General features: G+C 53.6%; 22 protein-coding genes. 1 reads left to right on the top strand and 21 read right to left on the bottom strand.

Annotation, left to right across the window (positions count from 1 at the left end; all coding sequences use genetic code 11):
• Positions 1 to 161: 161 nt before the first annotated feature.
• The 3 genes from nrdF to nrdI are packed head-to-tail and all read right to left on the bottom strand — an operon-like array spanning position 162 to position 3,601.
• The gene (gene nrdF / locus AC0YNW_RS02010) at positions 162 to 1,118 is read right to left on the bottom strand and encodes a class 1b ribonucleoside-diphosphate reductase subunit beta (RefSeq protein WP_387472161.1); all 957 of its coding nucleotides are present in this window, start codon (positions 1,116 to 1,118) and stop codon (positions 162 to 164) included.
• Between the two features lie 52 nt (positions 1,119 to 1,170).
• Complete coding sequence (gene nrdE, locus AC0YNW_RS02005; protein WP_475830560.1) at positions 1,171 to 3,255, bottom strand: class 1b ribonucleoside-diphosphate reductase subunit alpha; 2,085 nt, start codon at positions 3,253 to 3,255, stop codon at positions 1,171 to 1,173.
• Positions 3,242 to 3,601 (bottom strand): class Ib ribonucleoside-diphosphate reductase assembly flavoprotein NrdI, encoded by a 360-nt coding sequence (gene nrdI, locus AC0YNW_RS02000; protein ID WP_387472164.1) that lies wholly within the window; start codon positions 3,599 to 3,601, stop codon positions 3,242 to 3,244. The genes nrdE and nrdI overlap by 14 nt, the downstream gene beginning before the upstream one ends.
• A gap of 289 nt (positions 3,602 to 3,890) precedes the next feature.
• Between nrdI and AC0YNW_RS01995 the strand changes: the two genes are divergently transcribed.
• Entirely contained in the window at positions 3,891 to 4,112 is a 222-nt protein-coding gene (locus AC0YNW_RS01995) for a hypothetical protein (protein WP_387472165.1), read from the top strand.
• 360 nt (positions 4,113 to 4,472) lie between these two features.
• Here the strand turns inward: AC0YNW_RS01995 and AC0YNW_RS01990 are convergent, their stop codons facing one another.
• From AC0YNW_RS01990 to AC0YNW_RS01905, 18 genes are all read right to left on the bottom strand, one after another.
• On the bottom strand, positions 4,473 to 5,195 hold the full coding sequence (locus tag AC0YNW_RS01990; protein WP_475831253.1) for a class I SAM-dependent DNA methyltransferase: 723 nt from the start codon (positions 5,193 to 5,195) through the stop codon (positions 4,473 to 4,475).
• 41 nt (positions 5,196 to 5,236) lie between these two features.
• Positions 5,237 to 6,154, bottom strand: coding sequence for a CvfB family protein (locus AC0YNW_RS01985; protein WP_475830559.1), 918 nt, complete (start codon positions 6,152 to 6,154; stop codon positions 5,237 to 5,239).
• Positions 6,151 to 6,498, bottom strand: coding sequence for a ribosome silencing factor (gene rsfS, locus AC0YNW_RS01980; protein ID WP_387472862.1), 348 nt, complete (start codon positions 6,496 to 6,498; stop codon positions 6,151 to 6,153). Before rsfS ends, AC0YNW_RS01985 begins: the two co-directional genes overlap by 4 nt.
• 19 nt (positions 6,499 to 6,517) lie before the next feature.
• Entirely contained in the window at positions 6,518 to 7,084 is a 567-nt protein-coding gene (gene yqeK, locus AC0YNW_RS01975) for a bis(5'-nucleosyl)-tetraphosphatase (symmetrical) YqeK (protein WP_475830558.1), read from the bottom strand.
• Positions 7,047 to 7,664: a nicotinate-nucleotide adenylyltransferase gene (locus AC0YNW_RS01970; RefSeq protein ID WP_475830557.1), complete on the bottom strand. Its 618-nt coding sequence runs from the start codon at positions 7,662 to 7,664 to the stop codon at positions 7,047 to 7,049. Before AC0YNW_RS01970 ends, yqeK begins: the two co-directional genes overlap by 38 nt.
• 70 nt (positions 7,665 to 7,734) lie before the next feature.
• Complete coding sequence (gene yhbY, locus AC0YNW_RS01965) at positions 7,735 to 8,031, bottom strand: ribosome assembly RNA-binding protein YhbY (RefSeq protein WP_387472173.1); 297 nt, start codon at positions 8,029 to 8,031, stop codon at positions 7,735 to 7,737.
• A 75-nt stretch (positions 8,032 to 8,106) separates the two neighbouring features.
• Entirely contained in the window at positions 8,107 to 8,976 is an 870-nt protein-coding gene (locus AC0YNW_RS01960) for a shikimate dehydrogenase (protein ID WP_475830556.1), read from the bottom strand.
• Positions 8,977 to 9,002: 26 nt separating this feature from the next.
• On the bottom strand, positions 9,003 to 10,130 hold the full coding sequence (gene yqeH / locus AC0YNW_RS01955; RefSeq protein ID WP_387472177.1) for a ribosome biogenesis GTPase YqeH: 1,128 nt from the start codon (positions 10,128 to 10,130) through the stop codon (positions 9,003 to 9,005).
• Positions 10,130 to 10,654, bottom strand: coding sequence for a YqeG family HAD IIIA-type phosphatase (locus tag AC0YNW_RS01950; RefSeq protein ID WP_387472180.1), 525 nt, complete (start codon positions 10,652 to 10,654; stop codon positions 10,130 to 10,132). The genes yqeH and AC0YNW_RS01950 overlap by 1 nt, the downstream gene beginning before the upstream one ends.
• 133 nt (positions 10,655 to 10,787) lie before the next feature.
• The gene (locus AC0YNW_RS01945; protein ID WP_475830555.1) at positions 10,788 to 13,019 is read right to left on the bottom strand and encodes a transglutaminase TgpA family protein; all 2,232 of its coding nucleotides are present in this window, start codon (positions 13,017 to 13,019) and stop codon (positions 10,788 to 10,790) included.
• Positions 13,016 to 14,266 (bottom strand): DUF58 domain-containing protein, encoded by a 1,251-nt coding sequence (locus AC0YNW_RS01940; protein WP_475830554.1) that lies wholly within the window; start codon positions 14,264 to 14,266, stop codon positions 13,016 to 13,018. Before AC0YNW_RS01940 ends, AC0YNW_RS01945 begins: the two co-directional genes overlap by 4 nt.
• 4 nt (positions 14,267 to 14,270) lie before the next feature.
• On the bottom strand, positions 14,271 to 15,227 hold the full coding sequence (locus AC0YNW_RS01935) for an AAA family ATPase (protein WP_387472187.1): 957 nt from the start codon (positions 15,225 to 15,227) through the stop codon (positions 14,271 to 14,273).
• 191 nt (positions 15,228 to 15,418) lie between these two features.
• On the bottom strand, positions 15,419 to 16,714 hold the full coding sequence (locus tag AC0YNW_RS01930) for a hypothetical protein (RefSeq protein ID WP_475830553.1): 1,296 nt from the start codon (positions 16,712 to 16,714) through the stop codon (positions 15,419 to 15,421).
• Between the two features lie 153 nt (positions 16,715 to 16,867).
• Entirely contained in the window at positions 16,868 to 17,218 is a 351-nt protein-coding gene (spoVAE, locus tag AC0YNW_RS01925) for a stage V sporulation protein AE (protein ID WP_119798397.1), read from the bottom strand.
• Positions 17,219 to 17,220: 2 nt separating this feature from the next.
• Positions 17,221 to 18,237 (bottom strand): stage V sporulation protein AD, encoded by a 1,017-nt coding sequence (gene spoVAD, locus AC0YNW_RS01920; protein ID WP_475830552.1) that lies wholly within the window; start codon positions 18,235 to 18,237, stop codon positions 17,221 to 17,223.
• A gap of 1 nt (position 18,238) precedes the next feature.
• The gene (spoVAC, locus tag AC0YNW_RS01915) at positions 18,239 to 18,691 is read right to left on the bottom strand and encodes a stage V sporulation protein AC (protein WP_475831252.1); all 453 of its coding nucleotides are present in this window, start codon (positions 18,689 to 18,691) and stop codon (positions 18,239 to 18,241) included.
• A gap of 280 nt (positions 18,692 to 18,971) precedes the next feature.
• On the bottom strand, positions 18,972 to 19,814 hold the full coding sequence (locus tag AC0YNW_RS01910) for a sugar phosphate isomerase/epimerase family protein (protein WP_475830551.1): 843 nt from the start codon (positions 19,812 to 19,814) through the stop codon (positions 18,972 to 18,974).
• 28 nt (positions 19,815 to 19,842) lie between these two features.
• The gene (locus tag AC0YNW_RS01905; RefSeq protein WP_387472195.1) at positions 19,843 to 20,922 is read right to left on the bottom strand and encodes a Gfo/Idh/MocA family protein; all 1,080 of its coding nucleotides are present in this window, start codon (positions 20,920 to 20,922) and stop codon (positions 19,843 to 19,845) included.
• Positions 20,923 to 21,055 lie beyond the last annotated feature (133 nt).

The following is a 21,055-nucleotide window of genomic DNA, read 5'->3' as shown; positions in this document are numbered from 1 at the left end:
CATCTGTAGACAGCAGCGTGAGCGCATCGCTCCCCTGAATGAATAATTGCTGCTATCACCAGCTTACTAGAGAACCTTCCGCCTTGCAAAAATCGCCCCCGCCTTGCCAAAAGGCATAGTCAGGAGCGATCCTATTTGATCCTATGAGTCAAGCTTTCGAATTAGAAGTTAAAGACGAAGTCATCGTCGTTCAATGGCTCGACGTGAATCGTACGTACGTAGCCGTTGCCCTTCTTGGAGAAGAAGTCATGCTGCTTCGTATGCGTGCTTATGCCATTGAATACGATCGGGTTGACCGGTTCCTCCGGAAAATGCGGCTCCATGCCAAGGTTCATGAGCGCTTTGTTCGCATTGTAGCGGACATAAGCCTTCACTTCCTCTTCCAGGCCAAGCGCGCCGTACAGGTCGTCCGTATAGACTACTTCATTCTCGTACAGCTCGTTCAGAAGCGCATAGACTTCAACTTGCAACGAGGCCTGCTCCTCCGGAGTGAACGTCGCGAATAGCTCTTGAGCAAGCACGCCGACATACAGGCCGTGGATGCTCTCGTCGCGCAAGATCAAGTCGATGATCTCGCCGCTGCTTGTCATCTTGCCTTGGCCCGCCAGGTACAGCGGATAGAAGAAGCCGCTGTAGAACAAGTAGCTCTCCAGGAATACGGAGGCCGCCATCGCCTTGTACAGCTCTTTCGGGCCCGTAATGTTCGTATACCAGGAGGCGATCAGGTTCGCTTTCTTCTGCAGCTGAGGATTCTCCTCCACCCACTTGAAGATCGCGTCGATCTCTTCGCCGGAAGCCAGCGTCGTGAAGATGCTGCTGTAGGACTTGGCGTGGATTTGCTCCATCATGGACATGAAGGAAAGTACAGCCTTGCGCTGCAAGCCGTCCACATGCTCCAAAATTTTCGGCATGCCGACGCCGCCTTGTATCGTATCAAGCAAGGTCAGGCCGCCGAGCACGTTTTTGTACAGCGTGCGCTCGTCGTCCGTCATTTGCATCCAGTCCATTTTATCATCGGATAACGGAATTTCTTCGTCCGTCCAAAATTGCATCACGTTCTGCTGCCAGAACGTCAGCGTGAAATCATCGTCCGGGCGATTCCAGTTAACTGCTTTCATAGTAGGCATACTCCTTCTTTGCTACGTAATCTTAATACCTTGATAAGCCGGATTAAACGGCGCAGCTTGTGCATTCTTCGACAGACAGGCGCTTCGTCCGTGTGTAGTACAGGGATTTCAGGCCTTTCTGAGCGGCATAGACGTAGAAACGCGCCAGTTCACGAGTTGTGACGTTGCTGTTCACGTGCAGGACGCTAGAGATGCCTTGGTCAATATGCTGCCCGATCTCGGCGATCAGGTCGATCAGCTTGAACTGATTGATGTTGTACGCCGATTTGTAGTAGAAGAAATTATCCTGCGACAGGTACGGCATCGGATAATAGGTCGTCGAGTTTGCGTAGGTTCGCGTCTCGATATGCTCGACGATTGGCATTACGCTGGATGTCGCGTTCTGAATATAGGAAATGCTTTGCGTTGGCGCAATCGCCAGACGGTAAGCATGGTACAGGCCATGCTGCTGCACCTTTTCCTTCAGATCTGCCCAGTCCTGCGGGGACGGAACATAGATACCCTCGAACAATTCCTTCACACGATCCGTTTTCGGACGGTAATCCGTCTCCATATAGCGCGTGAAGTACGTACCCTTCGCATATTCGGAACGCTCGAAATTTTTGAATGTAGCGCCGCGTTCCTTCGCGATCTCCATGCTTTTCTCCAGGGAGTAGAAGTTCATCATCATGAAGAACGAATTTGCGAAGTCTTTTGCCTCATCGCTCTCGTAAGCGATTTTGTTCTTCGCCAGATAGCCGTTCAGGTTCATCGCGCCGAGACCGACGGAGTGAAGCTCCTCGTTCGCTTTGCGTACGCCTGGTGCGTTGTCGATCTTCGACAGGTCGCTGACTGTGGTCAGCGCTTCGATGCCGACATGGACGGATTCTTTAACTTTTCCGCGTTCCATTACATTTACTATATTGAGAGACGCCAGGTTGCAGCTGATATCGCGGCGAATGACGTCGTCGAAGCCGTAGTCGTTAATTTCCGATGTTTCTTGCAATTGGAAGATCTCTGTGCACAGGTTGGACATTTTGATCGAACCGATATCCTTCAGCGCATGCACGCTGTTGGCGTTGGATTTGTTCATAATGTATGGATAACCGGATTCCAATTGAATGGAAGCGATCTTCGTCAGCATATCGCGCGCGTTCATGACCGTTTTTCTCGTCACTTGGTCGTTCGCAAGCAATTCTTCGTACATCTCGTCCATATCCATGTCGTCCAGATGCTGGCCATATGCCTTCTGTACCGAATATGGTCCGAAGACGACAAGCGGACGATTCTGTGCAGCCAGTTCATAGAATTTGTTCGGAATGATCAGGCCGATGGACAGGGTCTTAATGCGGGATTTCTCATCCGCGTTAATTTTTTTGCAATCCAGGAACTCAATAATATCCCAGCCGAAAATGTTGTAGTAGCCCGCTCCGGAGCCTTTGCGCTGACCCATTTGGTCCGCGTAGGAGAATGCGTCCTCCATCAGCTTCAGCACCGGCATAATGCCTTTCGCCGCGCCTTCTACGCCTTTGATCGGCTCGCCGCGTCCGCGCAGCTTGGACAGGTTGACGGCTACGCCGCCGCCGATTTTGGACAGCTGCATGCATGTCCCAAGCACATAGTTAATGGAGTTGAGGGAATCGTCCATCTCCAGCAGGAAGCACGAGACCATCTCGCCGCGGCGGCTCTTGCCCGCGTTCAGGAACGTCGGTGTCGCCGGCTGCAGGCGCTGCTCGATCATCGCCTCTGCAATGCGAAGCGCGCGATCGGCATCCCCTTCGCCCAGGTTCAACGCTACGATCGCTACGCGATCAGCATATTGCTCCAGATATTGAGCTTTGTTGTTCGTCTTCATCGCATAGTCCTTGTAGAACTTGGACGCCGCCATATACGATTGGAACTCGAAGCCGCTGTTTGCCGTCAGATTGAATACAGCTTCTACTTGCTCGTATGTATATTTTTCAAAAACGTTATCATAGTAGTCGTTTTCGATCAGGTAGTCCAGCTTCTCGCGCAGGGAAGCGAATTTCACGCTTTTCTCTTCCACTTCCGCCATGAACGCCCGTACCGCCTCTTTGTCTTTCTCCAGTTGGTAGAATCCGTCCGCTCCGCGCTGCATTAACTCGTTATTTAATTCAATATGCTTCAATTGCCTGCACCCTTTCGACAAAATGTAACGTATCTTGACTCGTTCCCGATAATTCAAACTTCGATATGACAGGCACATGATACTTCTGTGAGATCGTATCCGCACTCTTCGCGAAACCCGGTCCCCAATTGCGATTGCCGCTCGCGGATACCCCGCGCAGCATATTATGGTTCATCTCGAGGAAGGAATTGACCTTCTCCGGCACTTGTCCGAACCCCGTTGTATAAGTGACCAGCACGAACGGCTCGTCTACTTGATTCTGCTCGTCAATCGGTACTGCACGCATATTCAGTTTTTTGATGAAACGTTTGACATTGCCCGTTTTGGAATCATAGACAACTAGCACCGCACACCCGCTCCCTTACTGAATTTCAGCAATCAAAAAGCGCTTCTGACCGCCGCTAGCAGGCAGACGCGCTTCGATACAACATACTAGTGCTAGATGTTGAAATTCATGATATGCATCAACATCTAGTTGCTGTTTTTGATTTTACATCAAGATATAGGTCTCGTCAATGAAAATTATGGAGAAACTATGAATCGATTTTTGAGAGCTTTTTAGGCGCACTCGACTATTTTAACAGATACGGCTATGATGGGATAGTGACATTTTATAGCTTATCTTGGAGGTACCCATGGAGAACAAATTAACAACGGAAGAGGCCCGCTTGGAGCTGCTCCAATTGCTTCGTGAAGCCGGCCGCGAACAATCGGGACTGCTGCCCTATCTCTCCGATCTGGAGGCGAAATGCAAGCGTCTGGAGGACGAGAACCGGAAATTCAGGGAGGCAGCCGCGCGAAGAGCGTCGTCTGCCGCGTCGATGAACAGCCGCCTCAAAGATGCGCTGAGAGAGTAGCTCTAGCGACATGTGATATCGGCCAATCGTGCATGAGCTTTTTTAGCTGTCGAATAATGGCGAATTTTCTTTAAAGTTTATTAATAGAAGAAACATGACGCGATTCGGCTTGGATTTTCCTTGTTCGACAGTCCTCGGCATGAGACGGCCCCGGGGTCATGGGACCATTCGCATGACGCGCTAAGTGGCTGCAGACGACCTTCAGAATGATCCCCCTATTTACGAGTGGCAGTGAACGCTGCAAGCATCTACAGAGGTACTGGGGCGTCTTTCGAGGGATACGCCGGTCATGTTCAGCACTTCCCTTTATTCATCGAAAAAGCCTCCCTGCGTCATGACCCAGGGAGGCTTATTTATGATTTATTTGATTGCCGCAAAAAACAATCGTTCCGAATTCGCGTCGGCAGGCTTCAGCTCGAAGTCCGCATAACGATCTACCGTATCGAAGCCTGCTCGCTTTAAGGCCGCTTCCACCCAATCAGGATCATAGGCGCGCTGCCTGTGCGTCTCCTCGAAGCGATAGAAGGAGGCATTCCGGTCACGGGCGAAGATCGTCAGATTATGCTCGATCTGGCAGCGGGATTGCTCAAAATCGCATGTCCAGATATACGCAATATCCCGCTCGTCCAGGACGAACGGCTGCTCCTCCGCATAACGGACGAATTGCTTCGGCGGATGCATGTCGAACAAGAACGATCCGCCAGGCTTCAGCGCGGCGAAGGTAGCCCGGAAAGCCGCCTCCACATCCGCTTCCTCCGTCAAATAATTCAGACAATCGCAAAACGAAATTACGGAATCTACGGGCTCCGCCATCTCCCAGCGGCGCATATCCTGCTGCAGCCAACGGATCGTGCCCGTACGGGGCCGTATCGCTTGCTGAGGAGTCTCCTCCCACTTGCTGCGTGCGACAGACAGCATATCAGCCGACAGATCGATGCCGTACACATGAAAGCCGGAGCGAGCCAGCGGAATCGACAAGCTTCCCGTGCCGCAGCCCAGATCCACGACGGTTCCCGGCATGCCGTAGCGCGACCAGCCTGCCCGGGCAAAGCCCAGCCATTCAGCATAGGGCATATCCTCCATCAGCTGGTCGTACACGAGCGCGAATTGCCCGTACGATTGGCTCACTTCTCCACTCCCTCTGCGTCCGCAGCCGGTTCGCTAGGAGAAGCCAGATAGGTCCAGCTGCCCTTCTGCGTGACAAGCCCATCCTTCATCAGCTTGCCGAGCGCCCGCTTGAACGCCGACTTGCTAATGCCGAATCGTTGCTTGATCGTCTCCGCCTCTGTCTGATCAGAGTACGGCATGCCGCCGCCCGGCCGCTCCCTCAGGAAGGCAAGCAAGCGGTCAGCATCCTCCACCCGTCCTACTTCCTTGCGTTCGGTCATGGACAGATTGACACGGCCGTCCTCGCGGATGAAAGTGACGCGAGCGCGTACGCGTTCGCCGAGCCGCAAGGCTCTTGTGCGATCGGGGCTTGGAATAAGTCCATACACGCCGAAGCCGATAACGCCTCCGTCCACCATAACGAACGAGCCCATCTGAAGCGACTTGGTCACCCAGCCCTCTACCCACGTATTGCGCCACGCGTCAGGCGCATGGAACACTAGCGGAGACAGCTCTTCCTCAAAGGCAATCTTGGCGACCAGCCTTCCGATTTTGTCATGCTTCATGACGACGTATACCTCGTCTCCAGGCAGCGGACGGTAATTGATGCCCTCAGGCAGCTCCGACAACGGCAGCAGCAGATGTCTGCCTAGTCCCATCTCCAGAAAACAGCCTAGCTTCGGATGTACGTCCACGACACGCAGACGCGCCAGCTCGTCTAATTGAAGGAGCGGTTTCTTCATCGTAGCAGCAATCCGGTCTTCAGAATCGTAATAGATGAACACCTCAACCGAATTGCCAACCTGAGGCTTCGAGCCGACCAGCTCCGTATAATGAAGCAGTACTTCCGATTCGCCGTCGCTCAGGAAGTACCCGTACGGAGACACCTCTCGCGATATTTTGAGCGTATATGTCTGACCGGCAACAAGACTCATGCGAATTCCACAACCTTAGCGTCGGACCACAATCTCTCGATATTGTAATATTCACGCTCTTCGCGATGGAAGATATGGACGACAACATCGCCCAAATCGATAAGTACCCATCTTGCCGAGTCCATGCCCTCCACGCCGCGAATGCGCACGCCGGCGAGATCCGCCTGCTTGCGCACCTCTGTCGCAATAGCTTGCACCTGAGTGTCCGAGTTGCCGCTGCAGATGATGAAATAATCTGCAACGAGAGAAATATTTTTCAGATCCAGCGCAATAACGTCCATCGCTTTTTTATCTTCAGCGGCTGTCACCGCTATTTTCATTAATTGATTGGATTGTACAGCCATCATATACCTCCTTTGTCATTTACGCGTGCAATTCTTCAATTAGCCCATTGCGGGCCTCAATCGTCAGCGGGTAGATCCGTTTGCCCTTGGCAATCAGAAATCCGATCGTCCCGTCTAGTCCAGCCAGCACCGCTCTCTCCAGATGCTCCTCGCCAAGCGCCCGGATGGCATCGACTCCGGGGAAGTCGCGTCCCGGCTCGATATAATCCGCCAGCCATACGATCTTCTCCAGCTTGCTCATGCCTCTGCGCCCGGAGGTATGGTAGCGGATCGCATCCAGCACGCCGCCGTCTGTCACGCCAAAATCGCGTTCAGCGACCCACGCCCCGACTACCGCATGCCATAGTTCTTTATCGTAGCCAAGAACCTCTTGATCCAATCCATTATCCCGAATGGTATTGCCCTGGCGCTCAATCGGCCAAAACTTCGCAACATCATGAATGATGGCGGCAAGCTCCGCGCGCTGCGGATCTTCTCCGTACCGGAGAGCAAGCGCTATGGCTGTCTCCATCACGCCTTCTGTATGGCGCCAGCGGCGCTCAGGCATCTCAGCGCGGACCCGCTCCATGATGAGTTGTCGATCCATACAGACCATGCCTCCTTATATAGTCGCGTACAGGCTCCGGCACGAGATAGCGGATCGACTTCCCCGCCATCAGCCGTTCGCGGATCGCAGTCGACGAGATGCCGATCTGCGGCATTCGGGCCAGCTGAACCGACTGTTGCAAGTAAGGCGGAAGCGAATCCGTCATTGGCTTCTCGTCCGGACGCTCCAGACCGATAAAACCGGCCATGGACGCAAGCTCCCCAATACGATGCCACTTCGGCAGATCGTTAATACGGTCGGAGCCGATAATATACGTAAAGGAATAACCCGGATGCTGCTCCAGCAGCTGCTTCACTGTATCGTAGGAGTAGCTGGTGCCGCCGCGCCTGATCTCCATATCGAGCGCCCGGAAGCGCCCTTCTCCCTCTACAGCCAACCGCGTCATCTCGAAGCGGTCTCCAGCCGATGTGGAAGGAGCCGCTTCCTTCAGGGGCGGATCTGCGGTCGGAATGAACCATACCTCATCCAGATTCCCCTGCTCTCTCGCCGTCTCCGCGGCAAGCAGATGACCGATATGGATCGGATCGAACGTTCCGCCCATGATGCCAATTTTCCTCATGGCCGCTCCCTCCTCCGATATATAGCCCCTATAAGCTCTATATGAACCATGCCGGTTCGCAGCCGACTCTTTAGGCTCTTGGAAGCTCTATCTTTTTGTGATCCTTGGATTCCTTGTACAGCACGATCGTCTTGCCGATCACTTGGACAAGCTCAGCGCCTGCCGCTTTAGCAACTTCTGTTCCGATTTCCTTCGGATCATCGAGGCAGTTGTTGAGTACCGACACTTTAATGAGCTCTCTCGTCTCGATCGCTTCTTCGATATGGCGGACCAAATGATCGTTGGTGCCGCCTTTGCCGACCTGAAAGATCGGTTGTAGATGATGCGCTTGCGAGCGCAAATAACGTTTTTGTTTGCCAGTTAGCATAATGGTATCCTTCTTTCGTCTGCATCAGTCTTGCTATCATTTGAATTTTATTGTGCGATAAGCCCGCTTGTTGTATCACTGAAGCGCAGCCAGTACCTCTTCCCTCATCGCCGCAACCGGCGCAGGCTGGCCCGTCCAATATTCGAACGCATAGGCTCCTTGATAAATAAACATGCCAAGTCCGCCATGTGCGATGCAGCCTTGCTGCTCCGCTTCAAGAAGAAACCTGGTTTTCAGCGGATTGTAGATCAGATCGCTCGCTACAGCGCCCGGCTTCAGCCAGTGACCAGGCACGGGAGACTGATCCACCTGCGGGAACATGCCGACCGATGTCGTATTAATGACAATGTCCGCCTCTCCGCAAAGCTCCTCCAGCTGATCATTGGAAGAAGCGTCAAGCTGCACGCCGCCGGCTTCCAGCGAAGCCGCCAATTCTTCCGCCCGCTGAACGGTGCGGTTCGTAATCGTAATCCGTGCGGGCTTCTCTTGCAGTAAGGCATACACGATGCCTCGCGATGCCCCTCCCGCACCGATCACGACGACCCGCTTACCTTCTATAGAAGGGGCCGCTTCTTCCTTCAAGGAGCGGACATAGCCAATACCGTCGGTATTGTATCCGGTAAGACGGCCATTGTCATTCACAATCGTATTCACAGCACCGATCGCTCTGGCGCCTTCATGGATCTCATCCAGCAACTCCATCACCCGCAGCTTATGCGGAATCGTCACATTGACACCCCGGATGCCCATCGCTCTTACGCCGCGAATGAAATCCTCCAGCTTATCATCGGTAATGTGAAAGGCCGCATACGCGCCGTTGACGCCCGTCTCGCGGAACGCCCGGTTCATCATAATCGGCGATTTCGAATGGCGAATGGGATCGCCAATTACGCCATACAGCACGGTATGGCTGTCGATGCCTGGTCTTGCGATATGTCCTGTCATGGCCGTTCCCCTCCTAAGCGCATGCCTTAAATCATGGAATCGCGAAGCAATACCTTGACGCCTTTCGGGGCGTAAATGTCAACGAGCGCGCCTCGGGAACCATTGGCTTGAATCCAGCCGAGTCCGGAGATGAAGATATCCTGCCGTTCCCCCTGCCGTACCCTGAGCGAATGCCTTGTCCACTCCGGTATTGTCTCCAGTTCCGCCGTTGTCGGCGTGCCCAGCAGCTCTCCTTTATGGTTGTCGTACAGATCGTCGGCACGCTCCAGCTTCGTACGATGCACATTCAGCGCATTCGACAGATAAAGCGTAAACGACTGGCGCTCGCCCTCGACAAAATCGAAGCGGACCAGGCTTCCGATGAACAGCGTCTGCTGTTCATTCAATTGATAGACAAGCGGCTTGATCGGCTTGTCCGGCATAAGCGTGCCCAGGAAGCTGCGCGGTACGACCTCAGTCATGCGGCTTGTATAGACAATCCCTGGCGTATCGATAATCGCTTTGCCATCCTCCAGTGGAATATGGACTGCATCCAGCGTAGTACCCGGATAACGGGATGTCGTAAGCTCGCGCTCCATATCGCTGTAATCGCGGATCAAGCGGTTGATCAGCGTCGACTTGCCGACATTGGTTGCACCGACCACGTAGACGTCACGTCCCTGACGATGACGGTCAAGCGACTCGATGATATGGTCGAATCCCATATTGCGCTTGGCGCTGCACAGTACGACATCGACCGTTCGGAGCCCTTGCGCCTTCGCCTGCTTCTGAACCCAGTTGCGGAGCCGGTTCAAGTTCATGCCCTTTGGCAGCAGGTCGATTTTGTTCACGACGAGCAGCACCGGATTGTTGCCTACAAACCTCTGCAAGCCCGATATCAAGCTGCCTTCAAAATCGTACAGGTCGACAATATGCACCACCAGGCTGTCGGTCGAGCCGATTCCCCCCAGCAGCCTCAGGAAGTCATCCTGATCAATGGCGACCGATGAAGCTTCATTATAATGCCGGATACGGAAGCATCGCTGACAGATGATCGGCTCCTTCGCGATTGCCGTTTCCGGGATATAACCGGCCTCTTCCGGATTGCCGGATTGCAGGCGCACGCCGCAGCCTGCGCATGATTGCTCCGTATGTTCTCTAAGCTGCCCTTCCATTACTTCGTTCCCTCCTCATACCACAAGCCGCGCTTTCTTAACCGTGCAAGCGCAAATCTCTCCAGTCCTCTGTTCACCTTCGTCATGACGCCTTCGTCGGCTGGTGAGATAGGCGCCACCAAAATCGTATAAAGACCCATTCGATTGCCGCCGAGCACGTCAGTCATCATCTGGTCGCCTATCATGACCGTCTGCTCCGCTTTAAGACCCAGCATAGCGAGTGCCTTGCGGAATGCGGCTTGCGTCGGCTTTCTGGCTGCGTGCACGAACGGAATAGCCAGCGGGGCAGCGAACTGCCCGACTCTCGTCTCATTATTATTGGACACGATGACGACCTTGAAGCCGGCCTCCCGCACCTTGTCCAGCCATATGACAAGCTCCGGCGTGGCAAGAGGCTCCTTGGCGCCGACGAGCGTATTATCCAAATCTGTAATAATGCCGCGCACACCTTGGGCATGCAACACATTCAAATCAATATCATACACCGAATGAACGCGCATATTCGGCAATAATCTCTCGAACATAACCGATATCCCTCTGCTTTCTGCCTGCTATCTTACGAAACTATACCATATAAACGGAATTTGTTGCAAAGAAATACCGCCTGTCAGCATTGCTGTCAGGCGGTAGTCCATGCAATCGCGAATCTGGATCAAATTACTTCAATTCGCCAATCAAGTATCGGACTTTATTCGTATAACGCTCCACGTCTTCCTTCGTTGCGCCTGCAGCTCCGTACTTCGCTTTCTCAAAGCCGTCCAGCACGGTGCGGAAGTCTCCCTGCAGCCGCTTTTGGCTTTGCGACCAGCGGGCTACTGCTTCACGCAAGGTCTCATGCTCTTCCCGCTTCATGCCCCGCTTCTTGCAGAAGCGAATCAAACGGTTCGCTTCCATCACAATCTGTTCGTTTGTGCTCAGATTACCGTGCCTGATTTTGAACCAGGCCATTGCCATCTGACGACGTTTTACAATCAGCCAAGCCGCAGCAGCAAGAACCAGCACCGCCAGGCTCACCAATCCCCATACGCGGCTTGGTCCGCCGGATGTTTTCACAGCGGCATCAGGCGTTTCCGACAGCTCTTCCTCAGGCATGGAAAGCTCAAGCTCTTCGCCTTCCGGCGACACATAAGGGAAACGGAAGCCGGACGTCGGCTCGAACGGAATCCAGCCGAAGCCCTCGAAATAAATTTCGACCCAGGAATGCGCATCCGAATTGCGAACCGTATATGTGCCTGCGCCTGTCGGATTGTATCGCTCGCCTTCCAGCATATTTTCTCCCGGCGGCCCGTAGCGGTCCACCGGGAGGATGCCAGGCGTAAAGCCCTTTACCCATCGGCTGGGCAAGCCGACGCTTCGGGCCATGACAGCCATCGCGGTCGAGAAATAATCGCAGTACCCTTCCTGGAGCTCGAACAGAAACCCGTCAACGAAGTCTACACTGTTGCCTGAAAGCTTGGATAAGTCCGGCTTATTATTGTAGATATAATTTTGCCGCAAGTATGTTTCGATCAGCTTGGCGCGGTCATAATCGGTTGTGCCATCTGCCGTTATATCCTCAGCGAGCTCCCGTACCCGATCAGGCAGGCTGGTCGGCAAGCTAAGATAATATTGGTCAAGACCGCTCGGCAGGCTGGCTTCCGCAGTACGGAGCCCCTCTTCATCCAGCGAGACGACGGATGAGGTAACCGAATAAGACTTCGGATACGGCAGCGACTCATTCCATCTCAGCTCCCAATGCTCCGGCGACCAACGCATTGCATTCGACATGACGGCTTGCGTCTCATCGTTGATCCAATTGACTTTCGAGACGGGAGCCGCGCCGAACAGAATCGGATAAGCATCCTCACGCTCCAGTGTTACAACCTGATGCACTTCCGTAAGCTGCGCCCGCTCCCTGCCAGCTCCGTCGGAGAGCTGCGCTTCCGGAATGACCCGGTCGCCGTCGAGTATCAGAGCATTCCTCCAGCCTTGGCCGGTATACTCTCCCAGCGTCTCCCCGCGCCAATAGCTTCGCTGCGAAGTCGACACCGTCATCATCGGGGAGAAGTCATAGTCGAAGCCTCCGCCCAGGATGTCGTCGTTCCGGCTGTATCCGGAACTGGAATTGCCTACCTCAGCGGTATAATCGTCTCTTTGCAAAGCCTTGTCTCCCAGGAAGACTTGAACCTCTTCCCCGCGCGCTTTTTTCCAGATCGTATAAGGGTCCTGCAGCAAAGGAGAGATGGAAGGCACATTCAGCGCAATCACCAGCAGCACCGACAACACAATAACGGCGGGTGTGAACACCCGAATCGGATACTCCAGCAGCTCCTTCAAGCTCTCGGGATGCGTCCGCTGAAGCCTGTCCAGATGATTCAAGACGAGCCAGGCCAGGCCTATAAATACGACGACGGCGACATTATCCCAAAGCCATATCGGCGTAAAGGAATCCGCGACCGTCAAGACCATAATGCTCGCTCCGATAAAACCGAACATCCTTGGCCGGGTTACGGTCCAAGCCGTGAATAACGAATGGATCACGAGCAACGACAAGCCGATCCATAGAAACGGATGAAGCCCAGCCAGCATCTCTCTGAACCACCAGCCCCATTCTCCGGAACTCTCCGCAGGTGAAGCCGACCATTCCATTCTCGCGAATCGAAAGGTGATGAACACCGTAGCCGCGAATTGAAGCAGCAATCGAATGATCCGTCCTTTTAAAGGAAGAACGATATCGATTAAGGTCGCGACCGCGAGCGTATAATAGGCAATCTTGAATGATTCCGGCCACCAGTAATTTTCGAAAATGGACAGCGAGCTTATAAGAATAACCGCTACGAATAGAGAAACGAAACGATCATACCAACGGAGCTTTAAATAAGAAGCGATCCAGAACGTCAGCTTTTTCATGCGATCCCGCTCCCTTCAAGCGCTGCGGGAAGGTCTTGCAGTCGCTTGATATCGTAGACCATCCAACCCCGGCTCTCCAAAATGCGCTTCCAGGCGACATTCCCGCTAATTCGATTCGCGGATGATCCAATATGAATGAGGCACGGAGTCACCCCTTTGCGCGAGAGCCATTCCATACTTTGAATGACTTGCTCGCCGGTCTCCGAGGAGATCACAATCGCAAAGCAGCCCGGCTCTACAGCGGACTGCGCTTGCTGCAAGGAGGCATACAACGGATGGGGGGCGTCCGCATCGACGCTCGTCAGATGCTTCAATACCAAGTTCCGTTGATCTGCACCCGACTTCGGCGGCAGAATGGTCGTCTCTTCCCCTACCGACAGCAGTCCCATCGCCGTGTCATCCCTGAAGCCGTGCTCTATAAAGGAGGCCGTTACGGAGACGGCAAGCTCGAAGCGCTCCGCAACTGCTCCTTCTTGCGCAGTCAGATGACGATCCAAGATGAGCAGCGTCCGCGGCAGCGACTCCCGCTCGAATGCTTTCGACTTCCATTGGCCGGTCTTGGCCGTCGCGTTCCAATGGACGCGCGACAGCCTGTCGCCGTGATGATATTCGCGCACGCCGTTAATTTGCGTCGTCTCCTTCGCGGATCTGGACGCCGTTGCATGAGAGTAAGGCCCGCGTATGCCTTGCCGGAATCCGTTCCATTGACGAAGCGGAACCGTCTGGGGCAATACGCTGAATGCCGCATCCGAACGAAATTGGCCCGTATGCTCGAACAAGCCGAATACATCGTAGGACAGACATTCCGTGTCTCTGAATTGATAGTTGCCGCGCGCAAGCGGTGGCGTACGATATATCACTTCCCCGCTGCGCTTCCAGTTCGGCACGAAGGAAGTCTCGAAGCTGAGCGTCTGGCCGTTATGACGAATGAGGCCGTCTCTTACGATCACGTAAGGAAGGGGGAAAAACCCCGGAATCCTCACATTCAAACTTACATCGAGCGCTTCGCCTGACGTGATCGCACTATGGCCGGACGCGCTATGTCCGGAATACGATCTAATTCCTGCCACTTTATTAATGCCGCTCCATCGGCCAAGTATCAAATAAGCCAGAAGCATGTTCAAAATGATAAACAGCATAAATGCCGTCTTGCCGCCCTGGAACAGGAAATAAAATAGACTGCAGCCATAGACGAAGGCGACAAATTGCCAGCGGTATTGTTTAGCTTTCGTCGCATGAATCCTCATCGTATTAACGCTCTAGCCGGACTGGCACTTTCGTCGATTGGACGAGCTGGCTGACGATATCCTCCCCGCGCAGCCCGTTCATGCGTGCTTCAGTCCGCAGCAATAATCGGTGGGAGAGTACATAGGATGCGAGCGCCTTCACGTCATCTGGCGTCACATATTCGCGCTGGCGAAGGAAAGCATGCGCTTTCGCCGCTTTGGTCAAGGCAATCGCTGCCCTTGGACTCGCGCCCAGCAAGATGCTGGAGTGCTCGCGGGTCCCCCTTACAAGCTCAATAATATAGTTGCCGACTGCATCATCAACATGAACCCCGGTTACTTGCCGCTGAATGCTGATCATATCGGCAATATCCAGCACAGGCTGCACCCGGTCGGACGGATGGTCCCCGGAGCCTGATGTAATCATGCGACGCTCGTCTTCGGCGCTTGGATAACCAAGCGACAGCTTCATCATGAACCGGTCAAGCTGAGCCTCCGGCAGCGTGTAAGTGCCTTCAAATTCAATCGGATTTTGCGTTGCCAGCAGAATGAAAGGCCGGGGCAGCTCATACGTATCGCCGTCCACGGTAACATGGCCCTCCTCCATCGCTTCAAGCAGCGCGGATTGTGTCTTGGTCGTCGCTCTATTAATCTCGTCCGCAAGCAAAATGTTCGTCATGACAGGGCCGGGACGGAACAGAAAGCTCTCTTGCTTCGGATGATAAATCGAGACGCCCGTTATATCGGTAGGAAGCAAATCGGGATTGCACTGTATCCGTCTGAATTGGCCTCCTATTGACTTTGCTAGTGCTTTGACAAGCTGTGTTTTGCCGGTACCCGGCACGTCCTCAAGCAGCACATGACCGCCTGCCATGACTGCGATTAGCAATCTTTCAATTTCTTCATGTTTTCCCAGGATACAAGTATCTAAGTTTCGGAGAATCGAGGTGCATAATTCCATGTCAGCCGTGCGGATATCCATGTCATAACCTCCCGGAAATATAGTTCTGAGATAATAGTACCATTTTACAGTAACGCATTGATGGAGCACAAATTGCGGCGCTACAAAAAATATTGGAGAATCCCACAGGATCATCCAATTGAAGAGCCCGTTCCATTTGCCTAACGCCTAGCAAACCTCGAACACAAGCTCCATTGAGAGTGGATTGCCGATTACTCATCTTTCGCTTGGCGGTACTGAATCGATTGAGTATGCATTTCATACACATATTGACTCTTGGCAGGAAGAATGGGTTTTAGCGGGCTTTCGCTCGAAGAAGCCGACTTCTTGCCCGTCTTCACTTCATACGAGTAATAGAGGACATTCGTCTCTCTTAACTCTTCGCCCCCTTGAAACTCATATTCCCTGATCACTGCTGTACGATCGTTTTGCCATCCTATTACTTCGATGCTCCTGCCCCTGGGCGCTTGCAGCTTGCTTATCGGCTTGGCGTTCTTGTCCAAAAAATCAATCTGCTGTGCGGCAATACTTAAGAAATCGATATCAATATCCTTCACCCATCTGTCAGCCGCATCAGCCGACTCGACCCAGGCTATCGTACCCTCTTCATTCCACTTCGCCTTTTCGCTTGGCACATAGCGGTCATCCGGCAGTTGATAAGCTCCCTGCGCCTTTCCGCTCATATCATAGAAAGTTAAAGCTCCGCTTTCGTCATCAAAGGCAAATCGGTCCATGGCCGGCGATACAAAAAGTGACGGATACCCGGTCGTGGAATGAGGGATCACTCTAAACGGCTCATTCAATCGCTTGTACGTTTCATTCTGCAGATTAAACAGCCAGATTGTTCCTTGGAAGCTTTGGAGAAACAGCATACTCTCCTCTTCTTCCCATCGCTTTTGATAGATCGTGTCATAAGGCTCCATCTCCGGCCAAATATCGGATTGTAACCGCTCCATCTGACCAGTATCCGAGTGCAGAGCTGAAAGATGGACCTTCACACCTTCATCCGTAACCTCGGGTTCAAGAAGAAGCACGCGATCCTCGCCGAGCTTGCCGATGATACCGGAATTGTTATTAAAAAAATTATGGCCCGGATGATTCGATCCCGAGACGGTCTGGACGAACTGAATGTCTGCCGTTCCTGCTGCCGGATCAATGGCAATAAGTGCGTCGGTCAAGTTGTGATCGCCATAAAAGATATTCAAGTATTGGAAGATGCGGCCTTGCAGCTCGACAGAAGCCTTTTCGTAAAAGTAATAGCTTTCGCCCATCCCATTGAGCTTCACAAGCAGGCTGCCATCCTGCTGCTTAGTTGGCGACAGTACCAGATTTATTTCGCTAAGGGATACCGTCGGTTCTACTTCAGGTGCAGGCTGCGCTCGCTCCTCAACCGGCACCAGACTGCTCGTAGGCTGAACCGCCTGCTCTTCACCGCCGGTGCAAGCACTAAGGACAAGAGTCCCAAGAATCGCGAGCAGGATCAGCTTGCACTTGAACATGACATGCATGACAAACACCTCCAAACACTAGACGAAAACTTCCTGAAAAGGTTGCCAAATTTTCCAATTCACCGCAAATCCCGCTAGGACTATGGAACGACAACAACCTGTTGAGCAAGCTCAACAGGTTGTGAATGTTTTTTTGAGTAAGTAAGCCCCTCATCAGCCCTTGGGCCGAATAATTAGAGCTGCAAGAAACGAGAATATAATCGCGGCCGATATGCCCGCACTCGTCACTTTGAATATGCCGGAGATGACACCGATCCACCCGGACTTATGAAGCTCCGTAAGCGCACCATGCACAAGCGCGTTACCGAAGCTTGTAATGGGAACGGTAGCGCCGGCACCTGCAAATTTGATGAGCGGCTCGTAGAGATCCAGTCCGTCAACGATTGCCCCGATGACGACAAGGGTAGCCATAGTATGCGCCGGCGTCAGCTTCACCACGTCGAACATCAGCTGTCCGAGCACGCAGATCGCGCCGCCGACAAGGAAAGCCCATAGAAAGATCATCGTTATAGCTCCTTTCCTGCAGCAATGGCTACCGCATGGGCAATGCCGGGGATGCTCTCGCCTTGCTGGAACGATAAGGGAGACAGCAGCGCGCCTGTCGCGACGACAAGGATTCGCTTCAGCTCTCCCTTCCGAATACGCTTCAGCAGATGGCCGTAAGTGACGACGGCGGAACAACCGCAGCCGCTGCCTCCCGCTTGCACCTTCTGCTTCTGGACATCGTAGACCATCAGCCCGCAATCCTGGAAGAGCGTATTGTCCATCGGAACGCCATTCTGCTTCAGCAAGTCCTTGGCAATGGGATGTCCCACCCCAGCCAAATCACCTGTGACGATCAGATCGTAATCGCCGGGCGAGCGGCCTGTATCATTGAAGTGCGCCTGGATCGTATCGACCGCCGCAGGCGCCATCGCCGCCCCCATATTGAACGGGTCCGTAATGCCCAAATCCACAACTTTGCCAATGGTGGCGCATTCGATAACAGGACCATCGCCCGACGCGGCTACAACGGCAGCACCTGCGCCCGTTACCGTATATTGCGCGGTCGGAGGCTTCTGTGAGCCGTATTCGGTCGGATACCGGAATTGCTTCTCCGCTGTACAATTGTGACTGCAGGTGCCCGCCATAACATGTGTTGCGGCTCCGCTATCCACCAGCTGCGAGGCGAGCGCAAGCGACTCCATAGACGTGGAGCAAGCCCCGAATACGCCTAGATAAGGAGCGCCAAGCGACCTTGCAGCAAAGCTGTTGCTAATGATCTGATTCATCAGATCGCCGCCAATGTAGAAGTCAAGCTGGCTTCGCTCCAGCTTGGCATTCTGGAGCGCGAACTCGGATGCCTGTTCAAGCAGCAATCGCTCCGCCTTCTCCCAGCTCTTCTGCTGCATATCCAGCTCCGGATGCACGAGATCGAAGTCCGCAGCCAGAGGACCGTCTCCTTCATCCGGCCCTACGACCGTCGCGGTACCGATAATAACCGGCTTATTGTCAAACCACCAGGTTTGTTTGCCACGAAGCATGTTATTGCCCCCCGGTGCCCAGTATCAAATGAACAATGCCGACGAAAAACGCGGCCACGGTGCCGAATACGATAACCGAACCGGCAAGCTTGAACATATTGCCGCCTACACCCAGCACAAGTCCTTCGCTGCGGTGCTCCAGAGCGGCCGAGCACATGGAGTTGGCAAAGCCTGTCACCGGTACGGCCGATCCCGCTCCCGCGAATTGGGCCAGCTTGTCATAGACACCGAGGCATGTCAGGACTACGGAAATAAAGATCATAACAGCAACGGTGGGATTGCTGGCATCCTCCCGCGACATGTCCATCAAATGAACGAACAATTCCGTAATCACTTGGCCGATTACGCATATGAACCCGCCGATCAGAAAAGCCTTCAGGCAATTGCCCGGTATCGATCTGGGCGGCTCCTTATCCTTCGCATACGCTTGGTATTCCTTTGGCGACATCGCCATTTTCTTGTATCGTTCTGCGTTTGGTTTCTTCGGCGCCAAATGAGCTTCCTCCTTTACCGCCCGCGGGTTCCCGGACTCCCAATCTGACATTGGGACAGCTGTCTGCTTACGCCAGCTATCGGGCCGCTAAGCTTCCTTCCGTTTCATTATTTGTTATTTGCGGGTCTGTTATGCCAACTGTTATGCTCGAAATGCAAATGCCCCAAGATGTGGGCCATCTTGGGGCATTTCATGTTCATTATTTGTTTATAAATGCGAATCCATTGCTTATCATTTCAAATCAGGCATGAAGACCGGCAGCCGCGAACACTTTATCAAAGCCTTCCCTCGACCGCTTCGCCAGTTCCTTTGGCGTGCCAGCTGGCGGTACCGAGGAAAGAATCTCCTGCGCAACATGCCCGTCGTAGCCGATATGCTCCAGCGCTCTCAGGAAGGATGGCAGATCGATCACGCCTTCGCCCGGATAGAGGCGGCCGTTGTCCAGCGCTTCCTCGACCGGCACGTCTGGCGCATCATTCAAATGAACATGAACGATCTGAGTACGGAGCAGCGCCTCAATATCCGCTGCGCCAAGCCCGGTAGTATACCAATGATAGGAATCAAGCAGCAGTCCGACATTCGGCTCTCCGATCGCGTCAATCCAGTCCAGCGTCTCATCCATCGTCCAGATGAACGGATTGGCCCATCTCGTGCGAAGATGATGCGGCCCTACGAATTCCAAGCCGAGCGAGATGCCGTAATCAGCCAGCAGCACGGCGCATTCGCGCAAGCGGCGAGTCGCGACCGCCATGAAGTGAGCGGCCTTCTCATCAGTCGATGGAAGAATATAGGTACAGCAGCTTGCGCAGCCAAGCTTCTTAGCCGCTGCGGCATACGCGGCCAGCTTCTCCAGATCCTCCAGAAACTTCTCTTCCGCGGCACGCCATTCCACCGGCAACCCGAAGGAAGCCACCACGACGCCATTGTCGCGCAAAAGCTGCTGCGCCGCTTCCTCTCCGCATTCCTCCACCAGCGCAAGCGGGTCAAGTTCCACTGAATGGAATCCATGACTCCCTGCGAGCTCAATCAGCTCGCGCTGGCTCCCAAGTGTCCCTAATCCTGCTTTCGACAGTCCTCTAAGCATGATGCTGTCCTCCCTTGTGTCCTGCTCTCTATTTGTCTAGATCCCAGTTCAGAATAACCTCATGACCCGTACGGGACGATTCGTAGATGGCATCCAGAATCAGATTGTTCGTAAATCCGGTCAGCGCCGATGTAATCGGCTGCTTGCCCTCGCGAATGCATGCCAGGAAGTGCTTGCTCAGGCGCGCTCTCTCGCCTTCATCATTTTCCGGCTTGGACAGAAGCGTCTCCAGCGGACGGTCGAATTTCTCCGTCAGCAGCTTGCCTGTTCCGCCTTTGTAGCTAGCGCCGCCTTCGGAGCCCATCAGGTGGATGAACGGCGTGTTGTCCGTATCCATATGGACCGCCCAGCTCACTTCCAGGGACAGCGTGCTGCCGTCTTCCATCTTGATCAGGGCAGTCGCCAGATCCTCTACGTCATAGACGCCATTCCAGTCCGGTGTTCCCCAGTTGCCGATGCCTTTGCGGCTCGGACCGAATTCCGCATAGGTTGCGCCGTATACCGATACCGGCTTCGGATTGCCCATCAAATACAGGGCCAGGTCGAGCATATGAACGCCGATATCGATCAGCGGGCCGCCGCCGGATTGATCCATGCGTGTAAACCATGTGCCCCAGCCCGGAATGCCCTTCCGGCGGAACCAGCCTGTTTTGGCCGTATAAATTTTGCCAAGCTCGCCGCGATCGACCTGCTCCTTGATCGCCATGGGTACTGCTTCCCATCTCATCTGATGGCCGACCATCACGATCCGATCCGACTCTCTGCTCGCTTTCAGAATTTGACGAGCCGCTTCGCTATTTATACCCATCGGCTTCTCCAGCAGCACATGCTTGCCCGCTTTCAGCGCGGCAATAGCCAGTGGAGCATGATGCTGGTTCGGCACTCCGATAATAACGGCATCTACATCGTCACGAGCAATCAATTCCTCAGGCGTGGCAACCACTGCGCCAATACCGTACTGGGCTGCTTTCGCTTCCGCAAGCGGCAAGTACGCATCCGTAATAGCCGTAATTTCGCATTGATCCGCCAGCTTGGAGAACTCCTGGGCGTGAACGCCGCCGATATTGCCTGCTCCGATAATGCCGATTCTGATTGTATGGATTCCCATTCTAAGTAGCCTCCCGAATGAATGTGGTGTATGAACTATTTTTATAATCGCTTACGATCTTTATGTTAAAATAAATAGAGCATAAAAGCGTGCTTGTTTTTTCGAAATATATCTCATTTTTTCGGAGGCTCGA

The sequence above is a fragment of the Paenibacillus sp. J31R120 genome (assembly GCF_056269225.1).
Note: the sequence above shows the minus strand (reverse complement) of the source record. Positions and strands in the feature narration are given on the sequence as shown.

What these genes read in the sequence shown, in the direction of transcription:
- nrdF (WP_387472161.1), bottom strand. Translation starts at nt 1,118, where the DNA reads ATGAAAGCAGTTAACTGGAATCGCCCGGACGATGATTTCACGCTGACG.
- AC0YNW_RS01995 (WP_387472165.1), top strand. Translation starts at nt 3,891, where the DNA reads ATGGAGAACAAATTAACAACGGAAGAGGCCCGCTTGGAGCTGCTCCAA.
- AC0YNW_RS01990 (WP_475831253.1), bottom strand. Translation starts at nt 5,195, where the DNA reads ATGGAGGATATGCCCTATGCTGAATGGCTGGGCTTTGCCCGGGCAGGC.
- AC0YNW_RS01985 (WP_475830559.1), bottom strand. Translation starts at nt 6,154, where the DNA reads ATGAGTCTTGTTGCCGGTCAGACATATACGCTCAAAATATCGCGAGAG.
- rsfS (WP_387472862.1), bottom strand. Translation starts at nt 6,498, where the DNA reads ATGGCTGTACAATCCAATCAATTAATGAAAATAGCGGTGACAGCCGCT.
- yqeK (WP_475830558.1), bottom strand. Translation starts at nt 7,084, where the DNA reads ATGGATCGACAACTCATCATGGAGCGGGTCCGCGCTGAGATGCCTGAG.
- AC0YNW_RS01970 (WP_475830557.1), bottom strand. Translation starts at nt 7,664, where the DNA reads ATGAGGAAAATTGGCATCATGGGCGGAACGTTCGATCCGATCCATATC.
- yhbY (WP_387472173.1), bottom strand. Translation starts at nt 8,031, where the DNA reads ATGCTAACTGGCAAACAAAAACGTTATTTGCGCTCGCAAGCGCATCAT.
- AC0YNW_RS01960 (WP_475830556.1), bottom strand. Translation starts at nt 8,976, where the DNA reads ATGACAGGACATATCGCAAGACCAGGCATCGACAGCCATACCGTGCTG.
- yqeH (WP_387472177.1), bottom strand. Translation starts at nt 10,130, where the DNA reads ATGGAAGGGCAGCTTAGAGAACATACGGAGCAATCATGCGCAGGCTGC.
- AC0YNW_RS01950 (WP_387472180.1), bottom strand. Translation starts at nt 10,654, where the DNA reads ATGTTCGAGAGATTATTGCCGAATATGCGCGTTCATTCGGTGTATGAT.
- AC0YNW_RS01945 (WP_475830555.1), bottom strand. Translation starts at nt 13,019, where the DNA reads ATGAAAAAGCTGACGTTCTGGATCGCTTCTTATTTAAAGCTCCGTTGG.
- AC0YNW_RS01940 (WP_475830554.1), bottom strand. Translation starts at nt 14,266, where the DNA reads ATGAGGATTCATGCGACGAAAGCTAAACAATACCGCTGGCAATTTGTC.
- AC0YNW_RS01935 (WP_387472187.1), bottom strand. Translation starts at nt 15,227, where the DNA reads ATGGATATCCGCACGGCTGACATGGAATTATGCACCTCGATTCTCCGA.
- AC0YNW_RS01930 (WP_475830553.1), bottom strand. Translation starts at nt 16,714, where the DNA reads ATGCATGTCATGTTCAAGTGCAAGCTGATCCTGCTCGCGATTCTTGGG.
- spoVAE (WP_119798397.1), bottom strand. Translation starts at nt 17,218, where the DNA reads ATGATCTTTCTATGGGCTTTCCTTGTCGGCGGCGCGATCTGCGTGCTC.
- spoVAD (WP_475830552.1), bottom strand. Translation starts at nt 18,237, where the DNA reads ATGCTTCGTGGCAAACAAACCTGGTGGTTTGACAATAAGCCGGTTATT.
- spoVAC (WP_475831252.1), bottom strand. Translation starts at nt 18,691, where the DNA reads ATGGCGATGTCGCCAAAGGAATACCAAGCGTATGCGAAGGATAAGGAG.
- AC0YNW_RS01910 (WP_475830551.1), bottom strand. Translation starts at nt 19,814, where the DNA reads ATGCTTAGAGGACTGTCGAAAGCAGGATTAGGGACACTTGGGAGCCAG.
- AC0YNW_RS01905 (WP_387472195.1), bottom strand. Translation starts at nt 20,922, where the DNA reads ATGGGAATCCATACAATCAGAATCGGCATTATCGGAGCAGGCAATATC.